The sequence below is a fragment of the Desulforamulus reducens MI-1 genome, from assembly GCF_000016165.1.
GTDB lineage: Bacteria > Bacillota > Desulfotomaculia > Desulfotomaculales > Desulfotomaculaceae > Desulfotomaculum > Desulfotomaculum reducens.
The window spans coordinates 3,470,211-3,493,624 of record NC_009253.1 but is presented as its reverse complement, the minus strand read 5'-3'; the positions used below and the strand labels follow the sequence as shown (position 1 = coordinate 3,493,624).

23 protein-coding genes, 1 riboswitch and 1 other annotated feature are annotated in these 23,414 nt (G+C 44.8%); of the genes, 21 read left to right on the top strand and 2 right to left on the bottom strand.

The window, feature by feature from the left end; genetic code table 11:
* Positions 1-9: 9 nt before the first annotated feature.
* Complete coding sequence (locus DRED_RS17080; protein WP_011879502.1) at positions 10-531, top strand: DUF1850 domain-containing protein; 522 nt, start codon at positions 10-12, stop codon at positions 529-531.
* Positions 528-2,498 carry a TRAP transporter permease gene (locus tag DRED_RS17075; RefSeq protein ID WP_011879501.1) on the top strand — a complete coding sequence of 657 codons (1,971 nt, stop codon included), beginning with the start codon at positions 528-530 and terminating at the stop codon, positions 2,496-2,498. Before DRED_RS17080 ends, DRED_RS17075 begins: the two co-directional genes overlap by 4 nt.
* 57 nt (positions 2,499-2,555) lie before the next feature.
* Here the strand turns inward: DRED_RS17075 and DRED_RS17070 are convergent, their stop codons facing one another.
* On the bottom strand, positions 2,556-3,125 hold the full coding sequence (locus DRED_RS17070) for a GbsR/MarR family transcriptional regulator (RefSeq protein WP_011879500.1): 570 nt from the start codon (positions 3,123-3,125) through the stop codon (positions 2,556-2,558).
* A 242-nt stretch (positions 3,126-3,367) separates the two neighbouring features.
* On the opposite strand from DRED_RS17070, the gene DRED_RS17065 reads away from it, so the two are divergent.
* The 8 genes from DRED_RS17065 (at position 3,368) to DRED_RS17025 (ending at position 10,304) form a co-directional block, all read left to right on the top strand.
* Positions 3,368-4,564: a quaternary amine ABC transporter ATP-binding protein gene (locus tag DRED_RS17065; RefSeq protein WP_011879499.1), complete on the top strand. Its 1,197-nt coding sequence runs from the start codon at positions 3,368-3,370 to the stop codon at positions 4,562-4,564.
* A gap of 24 nt (positions 4,565-4,588) precedes the next feature.
* Positions 4,589-5,425, top strand: coding sequence for an ABC transporter permease (locus tag DRED_RS17060; protein ID WP_011879498.1), 837 nt, complete (start codon positions 4,589-4,591; stop codon positions 5,423-5,425).
* Between the two features lie 12 nt (positions 5,426-5,437).
* Positions 5,438-6,328, top strand: a complete 891-nt coding sequence (locus DRED_RS17055; protein WP_011879497.1) for a glycine betaine ABC transporter substrate-binding protein — start codon at positions 5,438-5,440, stop codon at positions 6,326-6,328.
* Between the two features lie 243 nt (positions 6,329-6,571).
* A riboswitch (TPP riboswitch) is annotated at positions 6,572-6,680 on the top strand.
* A gap of 85 nt (positions 6,681-6,765) precedes the next feature.
* A complete protein-coding gene (locus DRED_RS17045) occupies positions 6,766-7,053 on the top strand; it encodes a thiamine-binding protein (RefSeq protein WP_011879496.1) in 288 nt (95 codons plus the stop codon).
* On the top strand, positions 7,028-7,825 hold the full coding sequence (locus DRED_RS17040; RefSeq protein WP_011879495.1) for an ABC transporter permease: 798 nt from the start codon (positions 7,028-7,030) through the stop codon (positions 7,823-7,825). The genes DRED_RS17045 and DRED_RS17040 overlap by 26 nt, the downstream gene beginning before the upstream one ends.
* Before the next feature lie 16 nt (positions 7,826-7,841).
* Positions 7,842-8,852: an ABC transporter substrate-binding protein gene (locus tag DRED_RS17035; protein ID WP_011879494.1), complete on the top strand. Its 1,011-nt coding sequence runs from the start codon at positions 7,842-7,844 to the stop codon at positions 8,850-8,852.
* Positions 8,853-8,872: 20 nt separating this feature from the next.
* On the top strand, positions 8,873-9,700 hold the full coding sequence (locus tag DRED_RS17030) for an ABC transporter ATP-binding protein (RefSeq protein WP_011879493.1): 828 nt from the start codon (positions 8,873-8,875) through the stop codon (positions 9,698-9,700).
* Positions 9,663-10,304, top strand: a complete 642-nt coding sequence (locus DRED_RS17025) for a thiamine diphosphokinase (protein WP_011879492.1) — start codon at positions 9,663-9,665, stop codon at positions 10,302-10,304. Before DRED_RS17030 ends, DRED_RS17025 begins: the two co-directional genes overlap by 38 nt.
* Before the next feature lie 117 nt (positions 10,305-10,421).
* Here DRED_RS17025 and DRED_RS17020 read toward each other — a convergent pair whose 3' ends face one another.
* Entirely contained in the window at positions 10,422-10,835 is a 414-nt protein-coding gene (locus DRED_RS17020; protein WP_041275034.1) for a YlbF/YmcA family competence regulator, read from the bottom strand.
* A 464-nt stretch (positions 10,836-11,299) separates the two neighbouring features.
* Between DRED_RS17020 and DRED_RS17015 the strand changes: the two genes are divergently transcribed.
* The 11 genes from DRED_RS17015 (at position 11,300) to DRED_RS16965 (ending at position 23,410) form a co-directional block, all read left to right on the top strand.
* Positions 11,300-11,488: a 4Fe-4S dicluster domain-containing protein gene (locus DRED_RS17015; protein WP_011879490.1), complete on the top strand. Its 189-nt coding sequence runs from the start codon at positions 11,300-11,302 to the stop codon at positions 11,486-11,488.
* Between the two features lie 130 nt (positions 11,489-11,618).
* A complete protein-coding gene (locus DRED_RS17010) occupies positions 11,619-12,434 on the top strand; it encodes a respiratory nitrate reductase subunit gamma (protein WP_011879489.1) in 816 nt (271 codons plus the stop codon).
* A complete protein-coding gene (locus tag DRED_RS17005) occupies positions 12,435-13,829 on the top strand; it encodes a (Fe-S)-binding protein (RefSeq protein WP_011879488.1) in 1,395 nt (464 codons plus the stop codon).
* Between the two features lie 148 nt (positions 13,830-13,977).
* Entirely contained in the window at positions 13,978-14,295 is a 318-nt protein-coding gene (locus tag DRED_RS17000; protein ID WP_011879487.1) for a TusE/DsrC/DsvC family sulfur relay protein, read from the top strand.
* Positions 14,296-14,556: 261 nt separating this feature from the next.
* Positions 14,557-15,984 carry a cobyrinic acid a,c-diamide synthase CobB gene (locus tag DRED_RS16995; RefSeq protein ID WP_011879486.1) on the top strand — a complete coding sequence of 476 codons (1,428 nt, stop codon included), beginning with the start codon at positions 14,557-14,559 and terminating at the stop codon, positions 15,982-15,984.
* 149 nt (positions 15,985-16,133) lie between these two features.
* Complete coding sequence (gene sleB, locus DRED_RS16990) at positions 16,134-16,838, top strand: spore cortex-lytic enzyme (RefSeq protein WP_011879485.1); 705 nt, start codon at positions 16,134-16,136, stop codon at positions 16,836-16,838.
* A gap of 15 nt (positions 16,839-16,853) precedes the next feature.
* Positions 16,854-18,212 carry a germination protein YpeB gene (gene ypeB / locus DRED_RS16985; protein WP_011879484.1) on the top strand — a complete coding sequence of 453 codons (1,359 nt, stop codon included), beginning with the start codon at positions 16,854-16,856 and terminating at the stop codon, positions 18,210-18,212.
* Positions 18,213-18,258: 46 nt separating this feature from the next.
* Positions 18,259-18,478: a binding site (T-box leader), on the top strand.
* A 43-nt stretch (positions 18,479-18,521) separates the two neighbouring features.
* On the top strand, positions 18,522-19,001 hold the full coding sequence (locus tag DRED_RS16980) for an Lrp/AsnC family transcriptional regulator (protein WP_011879483.1): 480 nt from the start codon (positions 18,522-18,524) through the stop codon (positions 18,999-19,001).
* Positions 18,998-20,197: an aminotransferase class I/II-fold pyridoxal phosphate-dependent enzyme gene (locus DRED_RS16975; RefSeq protein WP_011879482.1), complete on the top strand. Its 1,200-nt coding sequence runs from the start codon at positions 18,998-19,000 to the stop codon at positions 20,195-20,197. The genes DRED_RS16980 and DRED_RS16975 overlap by 4 nt, the downstream gene beginning before the upstream one ends.
* Positions 20,198-20,600: 403 nt before the next feature.
* Positions 20,601-22,115, top strand: coding sequence for a sodium:solute symporter family transporter (locus tag DRED_RS16970; protein WP_011879481.1), 1,515 nt, complete (start codon positions 20,601-20,603; stop codon positions 22,113-22,115).
* Complete coding sequence (locus tag DRED_RS16965; RefSeq protein WP_011879480.1) at positions 22,112-23,410, top strand: phenylacetate--CoA ligase family protein; 1,299 nt, start codon at positions 22,112-22,114, stop codon at positions 23,408-23,410. Before DRED_RS16970 ends, DRED_RS16965 begins: the two co-directional genes overlap by 4 nt.
* The last annotated feature ends 4 nt before the right edge of the window (positions 23,411-23,414 follow it).

Genomic DNA, 23,414 nt, shown 5'->3' with positions numbered 1-23,414 from the left:
TTTTAACCCATGAGAATTAAAATGAAACAGCGTTCCCCAAAAATAATATTTGGCTTGCTGTTGATTAGTCTATTAGCGATGTTTTTCATTCCCGTGCCCACATTACTGGTGGGCCAGCAGCAGGGTAAACCTGATATTGTAATACCCTTGATATTTGATAAGACCTTTACTTATGAGTATCTTCATTCGGTTCTTAAAACCCCGGTGCAAGAAAATTTCCTTCTTGCACCGGGAAATAATTTGTTACTAACCTCTACGGCATTTAAATCCTATGGAGTTGGAACCCCGTTTTTACAGGGAGAAGGTGAATTGGAAAATCGCAATGGCCAGTTCATCCTTAAAGGTCAGAATCGACGTTTTCAACAACTGAATTTCGGCGTTATACCTTTTACCGAACCTGCATTACTATATCGAGGAGGAAGGTATAATTTTAAGGATTATTTTAAAGCTGGCTCATTGATTACATTGAAGGTTAAGACACTTACACCGGCCAAAATATTGGCATTAACATTGGAAGGAGGTAAAATTTGACAGACAATAATGCAAAAACACAAGACAATCTAAACTTAGAAGAATTTATGGCGAAGTATGATAAAGAGTCCGATTACAGGAGATTGAAGGGTTCAATTGGGCTTGCAGTGACAGTACTGGCCATCGTCTTCTCTCTATTCCAATTATATACTGCGGTTTACGGGGTTTTAGATGCTCAAATTCAAAGGGCGATTCACTTATCCTTTGGTTTGGCCTTAGTATATCTATTATATCCGGCTAGAAAGTCTTGGTCCCGGAGTAAACTCCACTGGTTTGATGTATTGATGGCAGTGGCAGCAGTGACGACACCGCTGTATATCGTGATCTCCTATAAGGAATTGGTTATGCGTGCGGGCATTGTAACCTCCACAGATATGCTAATGGGAGGGTTAGGAATCCTCTTTGTGATGGAAGCAGCCCGTAGGGTAGTGGGTTGGCCCATTGTCACCGTGGCAATCCTTTTCCTGGGCTATGCCTTTGCCGGACCGTATCTTCCCGGGGCCTTTGCACACCAAGGTGCAACCATCAGTGGTTTGGTGGGCCATCTTTACTATACCACCGAGGGAATCTTTGGTATTCCGTTGGGTGTATCATCGACTTTTATTTTCTTGTTTATTTTATTTGGTGCCTATCTGGAAAAAACTGGTTTGGGGAAGTTTTTCATTGATCTGGCCAATGCCATTGCAGGCTGGGCCAGTGGGGGACCAGCTAAAGTTGCGGTGCTTTCCAGTGGTTTGATGGGCACCGTATCTGGCAGCTCTGTGGGAAACGTTGCCGGAACAGGTAGTTTAACCATTCCCATGATGAAAAAGCTAGGGTATAAACCTGAATTTGCCGGTGCCGTAGAAGCTGCAGCTTCCACCGGGGGCCAACTTATGCCACCCATTATGGGTGCAGCAGCCTTTTTAATGGCAGAGTTTGTCGGAACACCCTATGTAAATGTTGTCAAGGCCGCAGCATTGCCTGCGTTGTTGTATTTTACCGGTATCTGGATCGGAGTTCACCTGGAAGCTAAAAAAACTGGCTTGAAGGGCATCCCCAGGCATCAACTGCCGAAGGTAGGGGTTATCCTGAAAGAGCGGGGACACTTGGCGATTCCCTTAGTGGTAATTGTTTACCTACTGGTTAGCGGCTACACTCCCATGCGTGCAGCTCTCTGGGCCATAATATTGGCTATAGGTGCCTCCATGCTGCGTAGTTCCACCAGAATTTCCCTGGGGGATATTATAAGAGGGCTGGAGGAAGGTGCTAGGTCTGCCCTGGGTGTTATTATTGCCTGTGCCACAGCAGGGATTATTATTGGTGTTGTAACCAAGACAGGTCTTGGTCTTAAATTGGGGTCAGCCCTCATTGATCTGGCCCACGGTCAATTACTGCCAACCTTGTTCTTTACCATGATTACTTCCATTATATTAGGTATGGGTGTACCTACCACTGCTAACTATGTTATTACCTCAACCATTGCTGCGCCCACACTGGTCCAACTGGGGGTACCGGTGCTGGCGGCTCATATGTTTGTATTCTATTTCGGTATTATTGCGGATGTTACCCCTCCGGTGGCTCTGGCAGCCTTTGCCGGAGCAGGGATTGCCGGCAGTGACCCTATGAAAACAGGGGTAAACGCATCAAAACTAGCCATAGCGGCCTTTTTGATTCCTTATATCTTTGTCCTGTCCCCGTCATTGTTGCTCATTGATACCACCTTACCGAAGGTCTTACTGATGCTGACAACCTCACTGATTGGTATGACAGCCATAGCCTCGGCGGTGGCCGGCTATTTCATGACCCATGTCCAGGGGCTGAACCGATTATTATTTTTCGTTGGTGGTTTGCTCATGATAGATCCTAAGCTGCTAACAGACTTGATAGGCCTAGGATTATTAGTCCTTGGTTTAGCTATGCAGTGGGCAAAATGCAAAAAAGATAAACATACTATACAAGCAGGTAAGGGATTTCCTAATCTATAGTGAGCGGAGATAAGGAAAATCCCAAATACAAGTGTATCAATAAACCGAAGGAGCCGATTACTCGGCTCCTTCCTTCTTAGGTACATATTTGAATATTTCATGGGATTCAAAGGTATCAATAAGGCGATTTAACCAATCGTAATACTCCAGGGAATTTTTAATCTTTTCAATGTCTGCCTGTACCATTTCCTGTAATGGAGTCGGTAAATCATCCTTGGACAGTAAGGTTTTTAATTCCTGCAAGGATTTGCGCAGGGATTGAATATTATCATCAATACCCTTCCGCCACTTTATTGAAAAATAGTCAATAAAATTTTGGTACCAATCCTGTTCAATTTCATAATGATCTTTGCGTGTTCCTTTCATCCAGACCTTATTCACCATATTTAGATCCAGAAGGGTCCGTACCCCGGTACTCATACTGGTTTTGCTCATTCCTAGGGCTTCACCCATCTCGTCCAGGGTCATCGGTTTATCTTGAAAAAGAAGGGTTCCATACAGATGCCCGATGGACATGGTAATACCATACAGATCAATATTGCGGGCCAAAGAATCAATGACACGGTGTCTGGCTTTATATATGATTTGCTCATAAGGAGTTGCATCATGCTGAACTAATTTATCCATGAGGGGAGAAAAACCTCCTGCAGAATTACTTTTAACATTTTACTGTGATTATTGTAAAAAGTAAAGGAACAAACAAAGGGATATTCAAACGAAAAACGGAGTATACGGAATTATAATTATATAAAGTTTAAACTTTACGTAGTATATGAACCGTAATAATCCCATACCGTTTTTGTGGAAAATATTTATAGACTATACAATATATTTAGAAGTTTACTGATTATGAAAATTGAGGTGAAAACGTGACAAAAATTAAGGTCGAGAATCTGATCAAGATTTTTGGTCCCAAACCAAATAAAGCCATAGAACTTTTACAAAAAGGAAAAACAAAGCAAGAAATATTACAAGAGACAGGATTAACCGTAGGAGTAAACCAAGCTAATTTTCAGGTTTATGCAGGAGAGATATTTGTCATCATGGGGTTATCCGGTAGTGGGAAATCCACTCTGGTACGTTTATTAAACCGTCTCATTGAACCAACCAGTGGAAAAATCGAAATCGATGGCGAAGACATTGCAACCATGAGCAAGGAGCAGCTTCGGGAAGTTCGCAGGAAAAAGTTAAGCATGGTGTTTCAACGGTTTGCCCTATTCCCCCACAGAACTGTCCAGCAAAATGTAGAATACGGCTTGGAGGTTCAGGGCGTATCCCCTGAGGAACGCAGAGAAAAGGCAGTACAGTCACTGGCTCTGGTGGGATTGGCTGGTTGGGAAAACAGTTATCCTGGTCAGTTGAGTGGTGGTATGCAGCAAAGAGTGGGGCTGGCCAGGGCCCTGGCCAATGACCCCGACGTATTGCTGATGGATGAGGCCTTCAGTGCCCTTGATCCTTTAATCCGTAAGGACATGCAGGACGAACTTCTGGAATTGCAATCTACTATGCATAAGACCATTATCTTTATTACCCATGACCTGGATGAAGCTTTGAAAATTGGGGACAGAATTGCCCTGATGAAGGATGGTAAAATTGTACAAATTGGTACGCCGGAAGAAATTCTAACCAACCCGGCCAATGAATATGTAGAAAAATTTGTAGAAGATGTGGACATGTCCAAGGTATTAACGGCAGAGCACGTGATGAAGAGACCGGAGACCATCACCCTAAATAAAGGACCAAGGGTTGCACTGCAACTAATGAAGGATAGCGGAGTTTCCAGCCTATATGTCGTAGACAGCAAAAAGACCTTACTGGGTGTGGTGAAGGCAGACGCAGTATCGAAGGCCAAGCAGGAGGGATTAACCCTGGAGGAAGTGATGGAAACAGATGTTCCGGTTGTAGCTCCGGATACTCGGTTGCATGATCTGTTCGATATCATTGCCTTTTCTCCGGTGCCCTTGGCAGTGGTAAATGAGCAACGGCGTTTATCAGGAGTCATTGTTCGTGGAGCTGTACTGGGTGGACTTGCCGGAAAAGTTAACCAAGATGAAAAAATCTGTTAGAGGTTAAGGAAGGGGCTGTACAGGTTGGAAAACTTATTTCCTAAAGTTCCTTTGGATAAATGGGTTGAAAAATTTGTTGACTATTTAGGGGCACATCTTGGTGGGCTATTTGACATTATCTCAGCGGTCATTGCCGGGTGGGTTGATCTTTTCTCCTTTCTGTTTAATGGGGTCCCGGCGGGAGTTTTTATCCCTATATTAACACTGCTGGCCTGGAAATTTAGTAAAAGATCCATTGCTCTTTTTACTTTGGCTGGATTGCTTTTAATTAGTAATTTGGGCTATTGGGAAAACACCATGGAAACATTGGCACTGGTGCTTACCGCGGCGCTGATATCCATCATCGTAGGGATTCCTACGGGAATTCTCTGTGCCAGAAAGGATACGGCAAGGGATCTGGTCATGCCTTTACTGGATTTTATGCAAACAATGCCTGCCTTTGTGTACCTGATCCCGGCCATTTTTTTCTTTGGCTTGGGGAAGGTACCAGGTGTTATTGCATCGGTGATCTTTGCCATGCCACCGACCATTCGCCTAACAAATCTGGGTATTCGACAAGTACCGGCAGAATTGATAGAGGCGGCGGATGCCTTTGGCTCTACTCCCACACAAAAACTTTTAAAGGTACAGCTTCCCCTAGCTAAGCAAACGATTATGGCAGGAATTAACCAGTGTATTATGTTGGCACTGTCAATGGTGGTTATTGCTTCAATGATTGGTGCCAAGGGACTGGGGGCAGATGTCTACCGCGCAGTAACACAAATTAAGATTGGAGTAGGTTTCGAAGCGGGGCTGGCCATTGTTGTTCTGGCCATTATATTGGACAGAATGACTCAGAATATTGGCAGAAAACATGTATAGGGGGTAAAGTGTTTGAAAAGGACAAGATGGTATTTACTGGTGGTTGGACTGTTGATCTCACTACTGGCAGTGGGCTGTGGTGGCGGAGGGACAGAGTCCAAGCAGTCGGGAACCGTGGGGGATCAGGTTAAACATAAGATTATTGGGATTGATCCGGGTGCTGGCTTAATGAAAGCAACTGACAAGGCTATACAGGAGTATGAATTGAAGGACTGGGAAGTGGTGGAGGGTTCCAGTGCTGCCATGACAGCAGCCTTAGCCAAGGCCTATGAGAACAAAGAACCCATTATTGTAACTGGTTGGACACCCCACTGGAAGTTTGCAAAATATGACCTCAAGTACTTAGAAGATCCCAAAAAAGTCTATGGGGATGCTGAATTTATTCATACCATTGTACGGAAGGGTTTAAAAGGGGATCATCCCAGTGCCTATAAGTTACTGGACAACTTTAATTGGCAACCCGCAGATATGGAGTCTGTGATGGTGGCTATGCAGGAAGGAAAAGAACCAGCAGCGGCTGCGAAGGATTGGATTAAAAACAATGAAGAAACAGTGAATAAATGGTTGGAAGGAATTAGTACTGTACAGGGGGATAAGATTACCCTAGCCTATGTTGCCTGGGATTCGGAGATTGCCAGCACCAATGTTGTGGCAATTGCCCTGGAAAAACTGGGTTATGAAGTAGAACTAAGTCAAGTGGAAGCAGGTCCTATGTGGGCTGGACTAGCATCCGGCGATGCGGATGCAATTGTTGCGGCCTGGCTGCCCACAACCCATGCTGATTACTATAAAGAATTTGAAGGTAAGTTTGAGGATCTTGGTCCAAACCTGGAAGGTACCAGAATTGGACTGGTTGTTCCTGCTTACATGGATATTAACTCTATTGAGGATTTAAATAAATAATTCAGAAGTCCGGGCGCAGCCCGGACTTTTCTGGTTGTGGGCAAAGCAGGAAATCACAAATACAAAGGTATTTCAACACGCTGGCTTGGCGCCGGCGGTCTGCCTAGTGTTGTCTGGATGGAGATCGGAGTGAGTAGTGATAACGTTAATACAGAAAAAGTTTATAAACAGCAAGGAGGATTCTCTGGAAAAACAGACACATTTACAAAGCAAGGACTTGCTGGTATAGTTACAACTAGAATTAAATATTGGCCGGGGAGCTGGGAAAGCTGGCTGAGAGGGGGCCCTAGGGGTACCGACCCGTAAACCTGATCTGGGTAATGCCAGCGGAGGGAAAGAATCTTCTAACTTGTGTAGCAAAGCTATCCTTCGGGGGTAGCTTTCATTTTTTATTTTAAATAATAAAGGCATACTAATCATCGAAGGAGGGGAAATTCATGTCTATTGTTAATGTAGGATTTCAAGTTTTACCCAAAACCAAAGGGGATAATAGTTACCAAATTGTGGACAAAGCCATTGAGGTAGTGCAGAAATCCGGAGTCAAGTACGAAGTCGGCCCTATGGAAACCGTGATGGAAGGAGAACTGGACGTACTGATTGATATTGTTAAAAGGGCCCAAGAGGCCTGCATCACAGCCGGGGCTTCAGAAGTGATGACCTACATAAAGATCCACTATCGTCCTGAAGGAGTTACCCTTGATGAAAAGATCGCCAAGTACCGCTAGAAGGGACTTTGCAACCATCTTTCTGCCGGGGCTTACCCTTTTTATGTTGCTGGTCCTGTGGGAGTTGGGGGTTAAAGTAAGCAAGGTGGAAGCTTGGATACTGCCGGGGCCAAGTCAAATTGTCACTTCCCTGTGGCAAGTCAGGGAACTTCTTTGGCAACATGGTGTTCAAACCATTTATGAGACCTTTCTGGGCTTTTCCCTGGCTATTATTGTTGGGATAGCCTTGGCCACAGTCATTGACTGGTCAGAGACCCTGAGAAAGGCCATCTACCCCTTGCTTATTATTTCCCAGACCATTCCGATAATAGCAGTGGCACCGTTACTGATTATATGGTTTGGATATGGTTTGCTTCCCAAAATTCTGGTGGTGGCACTGGTCTGTTTTTTTCCCATTACCATCAACTTAGCCGATGGTTACCGATTGGTGGATAGGGAAATGATTCGGCTTATGTCCGCCATGGGAGCAGGCCCTGGAAGGATTTTTACCATGGTGAAGCTTCCTGCAGCGCTGCCGTTCTTTTTTTCCGGGCTGCGTATTGCCGGAACCTATAGTGTCATGGGGGCTGTCATCGGTGAATGGTTAGGAGCTAGCAAGGGGTTGGGGATTTTCATGACACGCTCCTCCCAATCCTATTTAACCGATCGAGTCTTTGCAGCCATTATTCTTATTACTTGTCTCAGCCTGCTGATCTTTTTGATCATCGAAGGGGCAGCCCGACTAATCATGCCTTGGTATTACCGGCAAAGGGAGACATCCCTGTTTGGTTAAAGAGAGGAGAGTTACTATGAAAAGAATAAAAATAAAGGTCTTTTGTCTGCTGGCTTGCCTGTTGCTGTTGTTCACTGGCTGTGCTCAGGAGAAAAAGGAAGCACCGGAGCAAAAGCCAAAGAAAGAACTAAAAAAAGTCACGGTGATGCTGGATTGGTTTCCCAATACTAATCATACCGGACTCTACGTAGCGAAGGATAAGGGGTTCTTCAAAGAAATGGGACTGGCTGTTGAAATTATACAGCCTGGCGAAGGCACTACCGCAGACCAACTGGTGGCTTCAGGTAAAGCTGATTTTGGGATAAGTTATCAAGAAAGTGTTACCCAAGCTCGGTCCACCGGCATTCCCCTGGTGTCCGTGGCAGCAATTATCCAGCATAATACTTCTGCCTTTGCTTCACTTAAGGAAGCAAACATCAATTCCCCCAAAGATTTTGCAGGTAAGCGATATGGTGGTTGGGGCTCCCCGGTGGAGGAAGCCGTTATCAAGGCTGTGATGGAAAAGGCTGGTGCCAGTCCTGAAAAGGTGCAAAATATAACTCTGGGTGCCACGGATTTTTTCAACTCCATTGGGCGGGATGCTGATTTTGAATGGATCTATTATGGCTGGGATGGTGTGGAAGCCCAAAGGAGGGGTATGGACCTAAATCTAATTATGCTGAAGGATTTAGACCCGGCCCTGGACTACTATACCCCGGTTATTGCAACAAATGAACAACACATTTCCGAACAAAAGGAACTGGTTAAAAAATTTATGGCTGCCACAGCCAAAGGCTACCAGTGGAGTATTGAAAATCCTACTGGAGCCGCAGAAATACTATTAGAGAATGCACCTGAATTGAATGCCGATCTGGTAAAAGCCAGTCAGGGGTGGGTAAGCCAAAAATATCAGGAAGATGCCCCACGATGGGGGGAACAGAAGGAAGAAGTTTGGGCCCGTTATGCCGATTGGATGTTTCAACGGGGTTTGATTGAGAAAAATATAAACCCGAAAGAGGCCTTTACCAATGAATTCCTTCCCCAGTAAAGTTAAAGTAGGTGGGTAAAATGCTGGACCACGGGCTTTTTGTTAAGGCCGTCAGTAAAAGTTTTCATCAAAATAATCAGCCGGTTGTCATGGCCTTGGACCGTGTTTCTCTGGCGGTGGCGGCTGGAGAATTTGTCAGCATCCTTGGCCCGAGTGGTTGCGGAAAAAGTACCTTGTTGGATATGGTGGCAGGCTTGTCTAACCCCGATGAGGGAGATATATTGTTGGGAAAGCAGTCCATTGTTGGGAAACGGGGTTATGTCAGCTATATGCCCCAGAGTGATTTGCTGTTTCCCTGGAGAACGGTCCTTGATAACGTGATAATTCCCTTACAATTACAAAGGATCGGTATCGCAGAGGCTCGCAAAGAAGCCTTGGACTTACTACCGGTTTTTGGCTTAGAGAAGTTCGCCCACAGTTACCCGGATATGCTTTCGGGCGGTATGAGGCAGCGGGCGGCTTTATTAAGGACGTATCTATGCAAAAGGGACCTGCTGCTGCTGGACGAGCCCTTTGGTAAATTAGATGCCCTAACAAAAATTCAAATGCAGCAATGGCTTTTGGATATTTGGGAGCAATTTAAGCCTTCAGTGTTGTTTGTTACCCATGATATAGATGAAGCCATTCTTCTTTCGGACCGCATTTACCTACTTTCACCTAGGCCGGGCAGGTTACAGGCAGAAATAATGGTGCAGTTACCCAGACCCCGTAATCCGCGCATAACAACAAACAGTGCCTTTGCTCGAATAAAAGAAAAGGTCTACCGATATTTGGAGAATGGGCTTTTCAACTGGGAGGAGAACCGTCTTCATGACACAAAACAGAACGTTAATATTTTCCGGGGGTAACCTGGGGTCCTGGGCTTTAAAGAAAATAGCGCCGGGAGATTTTCTTTTAGGTGTTGATCGGGGGGCCTATTTTCTCATCGAGAACGGTATATCCCCGGATATGGCCATAGGGGATTTTGATTCGGTAACCCACAGCCAATTGGCTAGGATAAAGGAAGAAAGCAAAGAATATTTATCCTGTGATCCGGTTCAGAAGGATGAGACCGATACGGAAATGGCCTTTAACTGGGCGTTACAACGCAAACCTGGGGAAATTATCCTGCTGGGTGTTTTGGGAGACCGCTTTGACCACAGTCTGGCCAATATTCACTTATTGGCCAAGGCCTTACAGGAAGGGGTCCCTTGCTGCATTGTTGATGAGAAAAATGAGATTTTTCTCATCAAGGATCAGGCAATAATAAAGAAGGATCAATTCACACAGATATCTTTGCTCCCCCTGACCCAGCAAGTTACAGGCATTACCCTCACAGGGTTTCAATATCCCCTGTATAATGCGACACTGGTGGTTGGACATTCCCTGGGAATCAGCAATGTACTGTCGGGGGAGACGGGTAAAATTGAGCTGGCCAGCGGCCTGTTGCTCATTATCAAAAGCAAAGACTGACAAGGAACTGTCCCTTTGAAGGACGGTTTAGTATGTTGACAAAGTAGCGCTAGAAAGGTTTGCCAAGACTTAACCCCCACCTAGAGAAGTGGGGGTTAAGTAGGTCTCTTTATAATGTTAGCAACCGGAGCAGGAACCGCCGCAAACACCGCTGTCATTGGAAGAGCAACTGCATCCTCCTTGGGCTTGGGGTACATCCTTTTCAGGACCTTTCAGACCTTCTTGAATTTTTACGTTAACTTCATTTACCACTTCATAGAATTGGGACTGGGCTGCAAGATACTCTTCTACTAAAGGGTGCGCGGTGGCTTTTTTCTCCATTTCTTCCAAGGTTGCCATGTTTTCCTTGGTAAGTTGGTGCCCCATCATTTGCATCCGTTGGTAGGATTGTTGTAACTGTTGAAATTCCTTAACCAGGGAGCGAGCTTCCTGGTCCATTGCCACAGCCCTTTGTGTATCTAATACCCTTTGATACTCTTCGGTGGTGGATAAGTTTTTTCCCAATTCAAGTGCCATTTCATAAACTGACATATTTTTCACCTCCACATTTTTATTTTCTCCAACCATACAAAAAATCCTACTAGAAAAATAAAGATGGCTAAAAACAAGAAAGAACAAGAAAAAAGCTGGAATAAATTGAAACCAGTAATCTTATCTTCGAATTAAGAAAACCAGTTAAGGAAAACAACTTAACGTGCTAAAACTGACCAAGGAAGACAGTAAGAACACCTTTACGGAATAGGTAATTCAATGTTATATTTCTATAGGAGCTTATTTTATCAACTTAACATAAAAAAGTCTGACATGAAATCAGACATTAGCCGAGCTATTTGTCAAAAAAAAGTGACTATTCAAGAAGGAATAACTTAAGTTTCAGCGAATAGGCTCTATAATCACCCTCATACAGGTTAAACATGCCCTTATGAAGCGGTATAAGTACCAAACCCTAGCCCAACCCAATGAATTATAAATATTTACCAAAGGAGGGTTGTGGAATGTATGTAGTTTCAATTGATGCCGACAAGTGTGAAGGCTGTGGTGAATGCATTGATGCTTGTCCCGCAGGCATCTTGGGCATGGTTGATGGTAAGGCAGAAGTAACTGGGGCTGAAACCGACTGCATGGGTTGTGAAACCTGTGTGGTAACTTGTCCGAACGAAGCTTGTACTCTGCAGGAGCTTTAATTCTTTGTAAATATACTTAACTCGTTCTGGGCTGGGAGTGGTGTTGCGGATATAAGACATTATAGCAAATTGCAAGCTAGGTAATTAGATAAGCATAATGAGTTTTTTAAAATTTGAAGGAGGTGTAGCAGTGACCTATTTTACCTTACAGATTCTTCCTTATATTTCAGTGCTTGTTTTAACAATTGGTCTTCTTTACAGAATGGGCAGGTGGGCCAGTGGGCGCATTGTCCATAACATTACCTTGACCCCGGCACCCACCACCCAAACCGGTGCTATGCTGGACATTGCTCTAGAAGCGGTTTTCTTCCGTAGCCTGTACAAATCTGACAAGCCTGTTTGGACTGGTGCGTGGATTATGCACGTAGCATTGTTTTCCATTCTTGGTGGGCACGTCATGGGTATTGGCCTATTGGGTCTGCAATTTTACTACATTGGCATGACTTCTGCACACACCAGTGAGTATTTGTCCAATCTGCTGGGAACATCCTTTGGTGTGGTAATCGTACTTGCTTTATTGTACTTGCTGTACCGTAGAATGACTGTGCAAGCGGTAAAAGAAATCTCTGCCCCCAGTGACTATCTTCACTTGTTATTATTAATTGCCATTGTAACTGCTGGTAACTTAATGCGCTTTGTGCCAGAATGGGGTATTCATTATGAGCCTGTTCGTGACTATGTAGCAAATCTGCTTACTTTTACACCGGTTACTGCTGACATGGAAGTAATGCACAAGCCTTTATTTGTCATACACTTACTGCTGGTTCAAATTCTGATGATAATCCTGCCCTTTAGCAAGCTCCTGCACATTCCGGGTATGTTTGCACACCGCTGGATTATTAACCGTCCCTATGTTGAGCCCGCACCGGGTCTGCCCGGCGTTGCAGTAGGTGGCTCCGGCCATGCCGTCTCTGGCGGCCAATCCGCTACAGGGGGGGTGCAGTAAATGCCATTAACTGAAACGGGTCTAAAGCAGCCTGTCAGAGCCAGTGCTGCGGACATGCTAAAAATCGATATCAATCCTGTGCCTGATGATCAAAAGGTTGAGGCAGCCATCAAGCACTTGCAGGAACTGGGCGAAAAGTTTCGTTCTCTAATGATTACCTTTGAAGCCTGTACTAAGTGTGGTGCCTGTGCTGAAAACTGCCACACCTATCTTGGCACAAGGGATCCTAATAATATTCCTACTAACCGTGCAGATTTACTGCGTAAGGTGTATAAGCGGTATTTTACTCCGGAAGGCAAGTTCTTCCCGAAACTTATTGGTGCCAAAGATTTGGAACTGGAAGATTTAGAGAAAATGTTCTCCTATTTCTACCAGTGCAATGAGTGCCGTCGTTGCTCCTTGGCTTGTCCCTTTGGCTTAGACACCTGTGAAATCACCATGGCTGGACGTCAGTTGTTGCATTGGTTGGGTATGGTGCCCAAGCTTCAGGCTGGTGTAGGTTTTGCCATGAAGAAAACCGGTAACCACACTGGTTTACCCAAACCGGGTCTGCTCGATACCAATGAGTTCCTGGAAGAAGAAATGCTAGAGGAAACTGGCGTGGAAATTAAAATTCCCACTGATAAACCCAATTCCGATATTCTTTACATTCCGTCTTCCGCGGACTTCCTGCTCAACCCCAATACCATGATGGGGGCAGCTAAATTTTTCCACTACCTAGGTGCCAACTGGACCATGAGTAGTGAGATTGCCGAAGCGGGTAACTTTGGCTTGCTGTTTGACCAGCGACACACCATGCGTGCCAACTGCATGCGTATTATCGATGAAGCCCTTAAGTTAGGCTGTAAGAAGATTGTTTGGGGCGAGTGTGGTCACGGCTGGCGTACCGGTAAGATGTACCTGCCGGGTATGTTAGATCGTCCTGGTCGTATTCCCATTGTACACTTGCACGATGAGGTACGGTATTACATTGAGAAGGGTGCCCTAACTCTACACAAAGATGCCAATACCAGACCAGTTACCCTGCATGACCCCTGCAACTTTGGTCGAGCTTGCAACCTGTGTGATACGTTGCGTGTTGTTATGAATGCTTCAGTAAGCAACTTTGTGGAAATGTACCCCAACCGCGAGCGCAACTTCTGCTGTGGTGGTGGTTCCGCAGTCCTGTTTGATGATCCGGAAATGTACGATCTGCGTATCAAGTTCTCTGCTAAGAAGGCTGAGCAGGTTCGTGAAACAGGTGTTGGCAAGAACGGCGATGGAATTCTCTGTGCACCCTGTTCCATTTGTAAGGCACAGTTATATCCCATGGTTGAGGAGCATGAACTTGGCGTAGAAGTTAAGGGTCTTATTGACTTGGTTGGCTTAGCATTGTATCCACCCATTAACAAGTAATTACAAATAAATAATATAGTATGTCTTTTCTAAAAAATATGTGCTTGTACTACTACAAAAAAGTGTATAAAAAGTATATAATATAAAATGGTATGAGTGTTCCGCATTTGCGGTACGAATAAATAAACTCCTGGAGGTGCGCTTGTAAATGGCATTTATTGAAATTAATGGCCAGCAATTTGAAGTCGATGAGGATGGTTTCTTATTAAACCCCGATACCTGGATTGAAGATGTAGCTAAGTACTTCTGCAAAGAAGAAGGTATCGACGAGCTGACCGAAGACCACTGGAAAGTAATCAAGTACCTGCGTGACTACTTCTTCCAGTTCGGCATTGCTCCCATGGTTCGTAAGCTGTGCAAAGACACTGGCTACAGCCTGAAAGGTATTTACGAACTGTTCCCCACTGGCCCTGCAAAGGGTGCTTGCAAACTGGCTGGTCTGCCCAAGCCCACTGGTTGCGTTTAATATTTATCATAAGGAAAATTCACCCTCACCTGGAATACTACCGGTGGGGGTGTTTCCTTATTAGTCCGAGGCCTTTAGCTATCATTCTTTGGTATCATAGGATCGATAATAATGGATTTAAAGAAAAAAGGAATAATAATAGCGGATCAAGGGATTCTATACCTATGCCCAGTCTATTATCTACCATACTTATATAAAGAAGCACCCAGACTTATCCATAGGGCTGAAGGCTGATAGCTGACGGCATAATGAGGTGATATTTTGTCCAATACATATAAGATTCCCCGTCTACTGGTTGGGGCACCCCAGGGACGTTCCGGCAAGACGACCATAACCGTTGGATTAATTGCTGCATTAATCGGCCAAGGTTTGCATGTACAGCCATTTAAAAAAGGACCTGATTTTATTGATCCCAGTTGGTTAACAAAGGTAGCCGGCCATACCTGTCGTAATTTAGACAGCTATTTGATGGAAAGGCAATCCATTCGACAAAACTTTATTCGACATGCCCAGGCTGCGGATATTGCCATTGTTGAAGGGGCCATGGGTTTGTTTGATGGGGTCGATATTCAGGGAAGCGGTAGTGCTGCAGAAATTGCCAAGATTTTGCAGGCACCGGTGTTGTTGGTGATAAATTGCACCAGAATGACCCGTAGTGTAGCGGCCATGGTTAATGGATATGCTAATTTTGACCCCAATGTAAAGATTGGTGGAGTTATTCTAAACCAAGTGGCTAGAAGTCGCCATGAAAAAATGCTGCGGTCCTCCATAGCAGAATACTGTGACGTACCGGTACTGGGTGCTATGCCTAAGGGTACACAGTTTACCATTCCAGACCGTCACTTGGGATTGATTCCTGCGGGTGAAAATGATGCCCTCATGGAGTCAGTAAAAAAAATCGGAGAGGCCGCTGCACAGTACCTGGATATAGAAGGGATTCTTAAAATGGCCCAGGAGTGGCCGGGAATTGTAGAGGAACAGGTTATTCAGAAACCTATTGAAATAGAATGGATTAAACAGGATACTTCCAATCAAAGATCTAATATTCCGGTCATAGGGGTGATCCGGGATCGTTCCTTTTCCTTTTATTATCCTGAGAATTTAGAAGCACTGGTGGAGGCTGGTGCCCAACTGGTAGAAGTCAGTGCAATATCAGATCCCGAACTGCCAGTCATTGACGGGCTGTACATCGGAGGCGGCTTCCCGGAGGTTTTGGCCCGGGAGTTAGAAGAGAACCATTCTTTCCGGCAGCACCTGAAGCAGCTGATTGAGCAGGGCTTACCCGTCTATGCTGAGTGCGGGGGACTCATGTATTTGGGACGCCGTATCCACTGGGAAGGACAATCCTTTAAAATGGTAGGAGCGCTGCCTCTGGAGGTGGAAATGATCAAGAAGCCCCAGGGGCATGGTTACATGCATCTGGAAGCACTGCCAGGTACCCCCTATTTTGCCACCGGTAAAATTGTGAAGGGACACGAATTTCACAACTCCAGAGTGACTGACTTGGATACAAGTGGTTGTGACTTTGCCTTTAAGGTTCTGAGAGGACACGGTATAAACGGCCAATACGACGGGATTCACTATAAAAATGTCTTGGCCTTGTATAATCACATTCATGCTGTGGCAGAAACAGATTGGGCCCACCATTTCGTAAAGATGGCCGAAAATTGGCGCAGGGAGAGAAAATAGCTAGGATCTTACATATGGTTTAACAAAAGAAAAATCCCGGGAATAATTTCAACTCCGAGCTTATGCCGGAGTTTTTTTATTTGCCTTCTTACCCCACATAATTTTGTAATTAAGAGGAAAAATAACAAAAAAAGATTGGGGTGAACAAAATGCAATTGGGCAATAAGAAAAAATACTTGATCTGGTTTATTACGGCAATATTTCTATGTAGTGTTGCGGGATATGCCTTCGCTCAAAATGATACTTTGTACTGGGGAAGCAGTGGCACCAAAGTAAGAGCGGTACAACAAAGACTTAAGGATTGGGGTTACTACGATGGACCCGTTGATGGTTATTTCAGTGGCAAGACAGCGTCTGCTGTAAGAAAATTTCAAGCCTATCATGGACTAGCAACAGACGGTATAGTGGGCCCTAAAACATTCAGTGCCATGGGTTTGTATACCCCGCCCCGTAAAACAACCTATACGGCTAAAACAACTACAACTGGTGTTTATGTGGGGAACGATCATAACATTAACCTATTAGCCAGGGTAATCATGGGCGAAGCCGCAGATGAGCCCTATGTTGGTAAAGTGGCGGTGGGTGCAGTATTACTCAATCGTACAAGAAGTAGCAGCTTTCCCCAAACCCTTTCAGGTGTGGTATATCAACCCATGGCCTTTGAATCTGTATCAAATGGCCAATATAACAGAGCATTAAGCCCGGAAGCCGTCAAGGCTGCTCGAGATGCCTTAGCAGGCTATGACCCCACCGGAGGTGCTATTTTCTTTTGGAATCCTTACAAGCCCGTAAGTAAATGGATTTGGTCCCGTTCAATCGTAACTCAAATTGGCAATCATGTTTTTGCAAAATAGGAAGGGGTACCGTATATGATTAAGAGATGGGGAATTCCGGCCCTCCTTGGGCTGCTAATTTTAACCGCCATTGGTTTCTGGGGGTACAAAGAATATCAAGACCGGATCGTGCTGGAAAACTACCTTAACAATCGTTACCAAATGTCCTTTTATAATTTAATTAATCGTGTACAGAACATGGAAGTTCTGTTAGGCAAAACCTTGGCAGTTTCAGGGGATACAGATAATACGTTAATTTTTTCTGAGATTTGGCTGCAGGCGGAGGGAGCCAGGGAGAATCTTACTCAATTACCCTTAACCTCCAGTATGGTGGGACGAACAGCAAAATTCTTGGCCCAATCCGGTGACTTTGCCCGGGTACAGGCAAATAAAATTACCAGTGGGCAAATTCTCACCGAAGAGGAGTATAGTACCCTAAACAGCCTTTACCGTCAGGCAGCCCAGCTAAACAAAGATCTGCAGGGTATGGAGGCTAAGGTGGCGGATGGTCGCTTAACTGTCTCAGAGATTGTCCAATCTGCGCGACAAGATCTAGCGAAAGGAACCCCTACTGGTGCGGCAAAAAATTTTCAAGGTATTGATCAGCAAATGCAGGGTTTTCCTACTTTGATTTATGATGGCCCCTTCTCAGACCACCTAGATAGAGTTACACCGGTTGGACTGGGGAACGAAGACATCAGTGCCGATGAAGCCCGCACCATAGCCAGAAGATTTATCGATATTAAGGACGATGAATCCTATAGGGCCCAAATCTCTGGCAGGACCAAAGAAAAAATACCAGGCTATTTAGTGGAATTAATTCCTCGAAATGGTGAAGCCAGGCGTATTGTAGGAAACGTCAGCAATAAGGGCGGCAAAATGGTTTGGTACATGGACAGCAGAGACATAGGCGCTCCAAAACTTACCACGGACCAGGCCAGGGAAAAGGCCTTGCAATTCCTGGAGGCAAAGGGATACAAGAATGTCACCAATATTTATCACCAACTCCAGGACAATCGAGCAATTTTTAATTTTATCCCGCAGCAACAGGGTGTTGTCATTTACCCAGATCAAATTAAGGTCAGTGTGGCCCTGGATAACGGTCAGGTCATTGGTTTTGATGCCAGAGGTTATCTGATGGCCCACAAGAAAAGAGATATCCCGGCACCTCAAATCAGTGCTAATGAAGCCAAGAAAAAGGTTAATAAAAGGATGGAAATAACCGAAACCAAGCTGGCAATTATTCCAACTGACGGTGGCAAAGAAAGGTTTTCCTATGAAATTACCGGTAATATTGACGGAGAAACTTATCTTGTTTATGTCAATGCCATTACGGGTAAGACCGACAAAGTGCTAAAATTAATTGAACAAGAGAACGGAATTTTGACAATGTAAATTGACAGAGTATTAAGTGGATGCTAAACTAAGTCTACAAACATATGATAAATCAATGATGGGGAAGAAGGTAGCGTTAATTGCGCAGCGAGCTGGGGTAGGTGTAAGCCCGGCCAATGAGACTACTGGGCCACCCCGGAGAGCAAGCTGAAATCCAAGTAAGCTTAGCCGGTTAGCTTCACCGTTATCGAAGGCCGAGTGGGTTACCCTGCGAAATGTGAGGTAGCCAATTAGGGTGGTACCACGGAATTAACTCCGTCCCTTCTGAGGGACGGAGTTTTTTGTATGTAAATCTGGAGGTGTATGAGTATGTTAGAAATTTTAGAACTATTACAAAGCAACAGTCGCTTAACTGCCAAAGAAATAGCGGTGCTGACCGGACAGGAAGAAGATGAAGTAAAAGGGATTATAGAAAGATTGGAAGCAGATAAAACCATTATCAAATATTTTACCCTAATTAACTGGGAAAAGGCCGGGTTGGAAAAGGTATCTGCATTGATTGAAGTAAAAATGTCACCCCAGCGGGATGTTGGCTTTGATTCTGTAGCTGAACGTATTTACAGGTTCCCGGAAGTAAAAAGTGTTCACTTAATGTCCGGCGCCTATGATCTTGCAGTGTTTCTTGAAGGAGCAACCATGAAAGAAGTAGCCCTTTTTGTGGCACAAAAATTAGCTACCATTGACAATGTACTTAGTACCGCCACACACTTTGTATTAAAGACCTATAAACAGGACGGTTTTATCTTTGAAGATCGAGAAAATGATCAAAGGCTGGTGATCCAACCTTGAGTAACAACAAATGGAGTGACTATATTAACCCCTCGGTAAAAAGGATACCACCTTCGGGCATCCGAAAGTTTTTTGACCTAGCTGCAGAAATGGAAGGGGTTATCTCCCTGGGGGTAGGGGAACCGGATTTTGTTACACCCTGGCATATTCGGGAGGCCTGTGTTTACTCCTTAAATAGGGGCAGAACAAGTTACACCAGTAACCAAGGGTTATTGGAACTACGGGAAGAGATTGCCCAATACTTGGGGAGTCAGAGGGTCCATTATGACCCCAAAAAGGAAGTCCTAGTAACTGTTGGGGTTAGTGAAGCGTTGGATATAGCCTTGCGCACCTTGATTATCCCAGGGGACGAAGTAATCATACCCACGCCTTGTTATGTTTCCTATATTCCCTGCACTGCTTTGGCTGGAGGAATACCAGTTACGGTACAAACCAGTATGGAAGATAATTTCCGTCTTACGGCGGATAAATTGGAAGCGGTAATCACGCCAAAGTCAAAGGTGCTGCTGCTGTGTTTCCCCAATAACCCAACTGGTGCGATCATGGATCGAGAGACCCTGCTGCAAATTGCGGAATTAGTAGAAAAACATGATCTGTTGGTTATTGCCGATGAAATTTACGAACGTCTTACCTATAACGGGCAGCATACCTGTTTTGCTTCGTTGCCGGGCATGAGAGATCGCACCATCATATTAAATGGTTTCTCCAAGGCATATGCCATGACTGGCTGGCGGTTAGGTTATGCAGCTGGCCATGAAGACTTTATTGCTGCCATGAACAAAATCCACCAATATACAATGCTCTGCGCACCCATCACGGCACAAGTTGCTGCCCTGGAAGCCCTGCGGAATGGCAAGAGTGCTGTGGATAAAATGGTAGCTCAGTATAATCGTCGTCGTAGATTGGTACTTCATGGTTTTAAAGAAATTGGTTTGACCTGCTTTGAACCCGGAGGAGCCTTCTATGCCTTCCCCTATGTGGGAGATACCGGATTAACTGCTGCTGAATTTGCTGAAAACCTGCTGCTGGAGGAAAAAGTAGCCGTGGTACCTGGCGATGTTTTTGGACCCGGCGGAGAAGGATGCATTCGCTGTTCCTATGCCTCATCCGTCGAGGACCTAACCGAGGCCATCAAAAGAATGGGCAGGTTTATCAAACACCGTGGCATGAAAAAGGTTAAAACGGTATATAGTTAATAAACGTTCTTAATCAACCACCGACCCAGGTCGGTGGTTGATTATTGACAAATAGTTAAATACAACTTAAGGGAGTTTTATAGTCTGAGCCGCTAGGCATAGCCCGGTGACTAATTTTTGACACCTGTTAGACTAACAATTTAAGCAATAATTTGCAACATTAAGCAGGAAAAGACATAGACATATAGAATACAAAGTAAACCCCATTTTAGGAGGTGGTAAGAAGGACGGTAGGGTTTGTAGTTTTGGTAGGACAGTACTTGGTAGGAGCATATTTATAGCAGGACAGTAAATGTAGTACAGTGCTTTGTAGGATAGTAATTTGTAGGTTAGTAATTTTCTAGGACACTTAGCATAACATGTAGATTTAAAGTCATAAAGAGGAGAACGGGAGGACGGTAGAATGAAAGGGATTTTTCTAACCCTTTTTATAGGGTTTCTTTTATTTAGTGGGCTTTTTTGCATGCGTCGTACGAAAACCCTCAATGATTTCTTCCTGGGGGGGAGGTCTGTGGGACCATGGCTTTCTGCCTTTGCCTACGGGACGACCTATTTTTCGGCGGTAATTTTTATAGGCTATGCTGGCAAAGTAGGCTGGGGTTTTGGTTTATCCAGCCTTTGGATTGTGGTGGGCAACACACTTCTGGGGAGTCTTCTGGCCTGGTGGGTATTAGCCAAAAGAACAAGACAAATGACCTTTCGGCTAAATGCCTTAACTATGCCGCAATTTCTGGAGGCGCGCTACCAATCACCGGGCTTTAAAATCTTTGCCGCTTCTATTATTTTCGTATTTATGATCCCCTATTCTGCTTCAGTTTTCATGGGCCTAAGCTATCTCTTTGAACAAGTTTTTAACATTCCCTATACCTATGCAACCATTATCATGGCATTATTAACGGCTATGTATCTGGTAACCGGGGGTTATCGTGCGGTGGCCCTTACGGATATGGTACAGGGAAGTATTATGATTTTTGGCGTTTTTGCCCTACTGTATTACGTATTGGGGGCGCCACAGATAGGTGGGTTAGATCAGGTTGTTAATAAATTGCAAGCCATTAATCCTAAACTTACAGGTCCTGTGGGGCCGCCTGGATTTCTGCCCATTGCTTCGTTAGTGATTTTGACAAGTTTAGGTACCTGGGGATTACCCCAGATGGTGCAAAAGTTTTATGCTATCAAAGATGAAGCATCCATTCGACCAGCCACCATTGTATCCACTCTGTTTGCCCTGATTATTACAACAGGAGCATACTTTACCGGAAGTCTAACCCGGCTGTTTTTTGATAAAGTACCTGTGGATGCACTTACCGGCAAGCCTAACCCGGACTTGATGGTTCCTAAGATTCTAATGAATACCTTGCCGGAATGGGCTGTTACGTTAATTTTATTACTGGTGCTTTCTGCTTCCATGTCCACACTGGCATCCCTGGTGCTGGTATCAAGCTCAGCCGTAACCATAGATCTTTTGCAGGGATTATATCCTACCCTGCCCGATGGTCGTAAGGTTGGGCTAATGAGATTGTTTTGTGCATTGTTTATCGCCCTTTCGGTGGCCCTGGCCCTAGCGAAGCCGACCATTATCCTAAGTCTGATGGCCGTTTCCTGGGGAACCATTGCTGGAGCATTTCTTGCGCCTTACTTAATGGGGCTATACTGGCGCAGAGCAACTGCCACAGGAGCCTGGATTGCATCCCTAACTGGTTTAACCATTTCTTTGCTCTTTAGTTTCTATGTAAAACTGGATGCTGGGATGCTTCCGATGATAGGTAGCTTAGCAATGCTGATTCCTTTGTTGGTTTTACCTCTGGTTAGTATGGTAACAGAACCGTTATCGGAAGATCACCTAGAACAGGTCTTTGGTGAAAGATGCCCGACAGGTACACTGAGAGTCAAAAATAAGAAGGTGGAGCAATTATGATCTGGAATGAACAGTTTGAAGCCATGGATCGGGAGGAGTTGCAAAAACTGCAAACCTCCCGGTTGCAGCAAACGATAACCAATGTATACGAGAATGTAGCTTACTACAGAGAGCTTTTTGACCAACATGGGGTCAAGCCTACGGATATCCAAGGATTGGAGGATATCGGGAAATTACCCTTTACAACAAAACTATCCCTCCGGGATAATTATCCCTTTAATATGTTTGCTGTACCCATGAAAAAGGTGGTGCGATTGCATGCTTCATCCGGAACCACTGGTAAACCAACCGTTGTTGGCTATACTCGGCAGGATATTGAAAACTGGTCAGAGTTGGTGGCACGCATGGTTACGGCTGCCGGAGTTACGGATAATGATGTGGCCCAGGTAAGTTTTGGTTACGGACTGTTTACCGGGGCCTTTGGATTGCATTACGGTTTGGAGAAAGTTGGAGCCACGGTGGTTCCTTCCTCCACCGGGAATACAGAAAAACAAATTATGCTGATGCAGGATTTTGGTACCACCGCTTTGATTGGTACACCCTCCTATACGTTGCATATCGCAGAAGTGGCGCGACAAATGGGCATCGATCCAAAGTCATTGGGATTAAAGGTGGGTCTATTTGGTTCCGAAGCATGGACAGAGAGTATGCGGGATGAACTGGAGAAAGTTTGGGGTCTCTTTGCCACAGATAACTATGGCCTAAGTGAGGTCATAGGGCCAGGTGTAGCGGGAGAATGTCAAGAACGCAAGGGTATGCATATCGCGGAAGATCACTTCCTAATAGAAGTCATTGATCCGGCAACCGGGAAAGCGGTACCAGATGGCGAAGAAGGGGAGTTGGTTATTACCAGCCTGACTAAGGAAGCACTGCCCATTATCCGCTATCGTACCCGGGATATCACTATAAAAACTTCAGAACCCTGTGCTTGTGGTAGAACTACAGCCCGCCTGCGTAAAGTTACTGGGCGAACCGATGATATGCTTATTATTAGCGGTGTAAATGTTTTTCCATCACAAATCGAGGATGTTCTATTAAAGATAGAAGGTGTAGCTCCCCATTACCAATTAATTGTGACCAAGAAGGGCTATCTGGATGCCTTGGAAGTCCAAGTCGAAATGAATGACAAAGCCTTTACTGGTAATTGGCGTGATCTTGAGAATCTAGAAAGAAATGTAAAGGCACGACTACAAACGGTGCTTTCCATTGGCCCAAAGGTGAAGCTTTTGGAACCTAGGTCCCTAGAGCGTACAGCTGGCAAAGCGAAACGTGTAGTGGACTTAAGAAATAAATAGCCAT

What these genes read in the sequence shown, in the direction of transcription:
- DRED_RS17080 (WP_011879502.1), top strand. Translation starts at nt 10, where the DNA reads ATGAGAATTAAAATGAAACAGCGTTCCCCAAAAATAATATTTGGCTTG.
- DRED_RS17005 (WP_011879488.1), top strand. Translation starts at nt 12,435, where the DNA reads ATGCCATTAACTGAAACGGGTCTAAAGCAGCCTGTCAGAGCCAGTGCT.
- DRED_RS17045 (WP_011879496.1), top strand. Translation starts at nt 6,766, where the DNA reads ATGTCTATTGTTAATGTAGGATTTCAAGTTTTACCCAAAACCAAAGGG.
- DRED_RS16970 (WP_011879481.1), top strand. Translation starts at nt 20,601, where the DNA reads ATGAAAGGGATTTTTCTAACCCTTTTTATAGGGTTTCTTTTATTTAGT.
- DRED_RS17030 (WP_011879493.1), top strand. Translation starts at nt 8,873, where the DNA reads ATGCTGGACCACGGGCTTTTTGTTAAGGCCGTCAGTAAAAGTTTTCAT.
- sleB (WP_011879485.1), top strand. Translation starts at nt 16,134, where the DNA reads ATGCAATTGGGCAATAAGAAAAAATACTTGATCTGGTTTATTACGGCA.
- DRED_RS17025 (WP_011879492.1), top strand. Translation starts at nt 9,663, where the DNA reads ATGACACAAAACAGAACGTTAATATTTTCCGGGGGTAACCTGGGGTCC.
- DRED_RS16965 (WP_011879480.1), top strand. Translation starts at nt 22,112, where the DNA reads ATGATCTGGAATGAACAGTTTGAAGCCATGGATCGGGAGGAGTTGCAA.
- DRED_RS17000 (WP_011879487.1), top strand. Translation starts at nt 13,978, where the DNA reads ATGGCATTTATTGAAATTAATGGCCAGCAATTTGAAGTCGATGAGGAT.
- DRED_RS17020 (WP_041275034.1), bottom strand. Translation starts at nt 10,835, where the DNA reads ATGTCAGTTTATGAAATGGCACTTGAATTGGGAAAAAACTTATCCACC.
- DRED_RS17015 (WP_011879490.1), top strand. Translation starts at nt 11,300, where the DNA reads ATGTATGTAGTTTCAATTGATGCCGACAAGTGTGAAGGCTGTGGTGAA.
- DRED_RS17040 (WP_011879495.1), top strand. Translation starts at nt 7,028, where the DNA reads ATGAAAAGATCGCCAAGTACCGCTAGAAGGGACTTTGCAACCATCTTT.
- DRED_RS17035 (WP_011879494.1), top strand. Translation starts at nt 7,842, where the DNA reads ATGAAAAGAATAAAAATAAAGGTCTTTTGTCTGCTGGCTTGCCTGTTG.
- DRED_RS17070 (WP_011879500.1), bottom strand. Translation starts at nt 3,125, where the DNA reads ATGGATAAATTAGTTCAGCATGATGCAACTCCTTATGAGCAAATCATA.
- DRED_RS16980 (WP_011879483.1), top strand. Translation starts at nt 18,522, where the DNA reads ATGTTAGAAATTTTAGAACTATTACAAAGCAACAGTCGCTTAACTGCC.
- ypeB (WP_011879484.1), top strand. Translation starts at nt 16,854, where the DNA reads ATGATTAAGAGATGGGGAATTCCGGCCCTCCTTGGGCTGCTAATTTTA.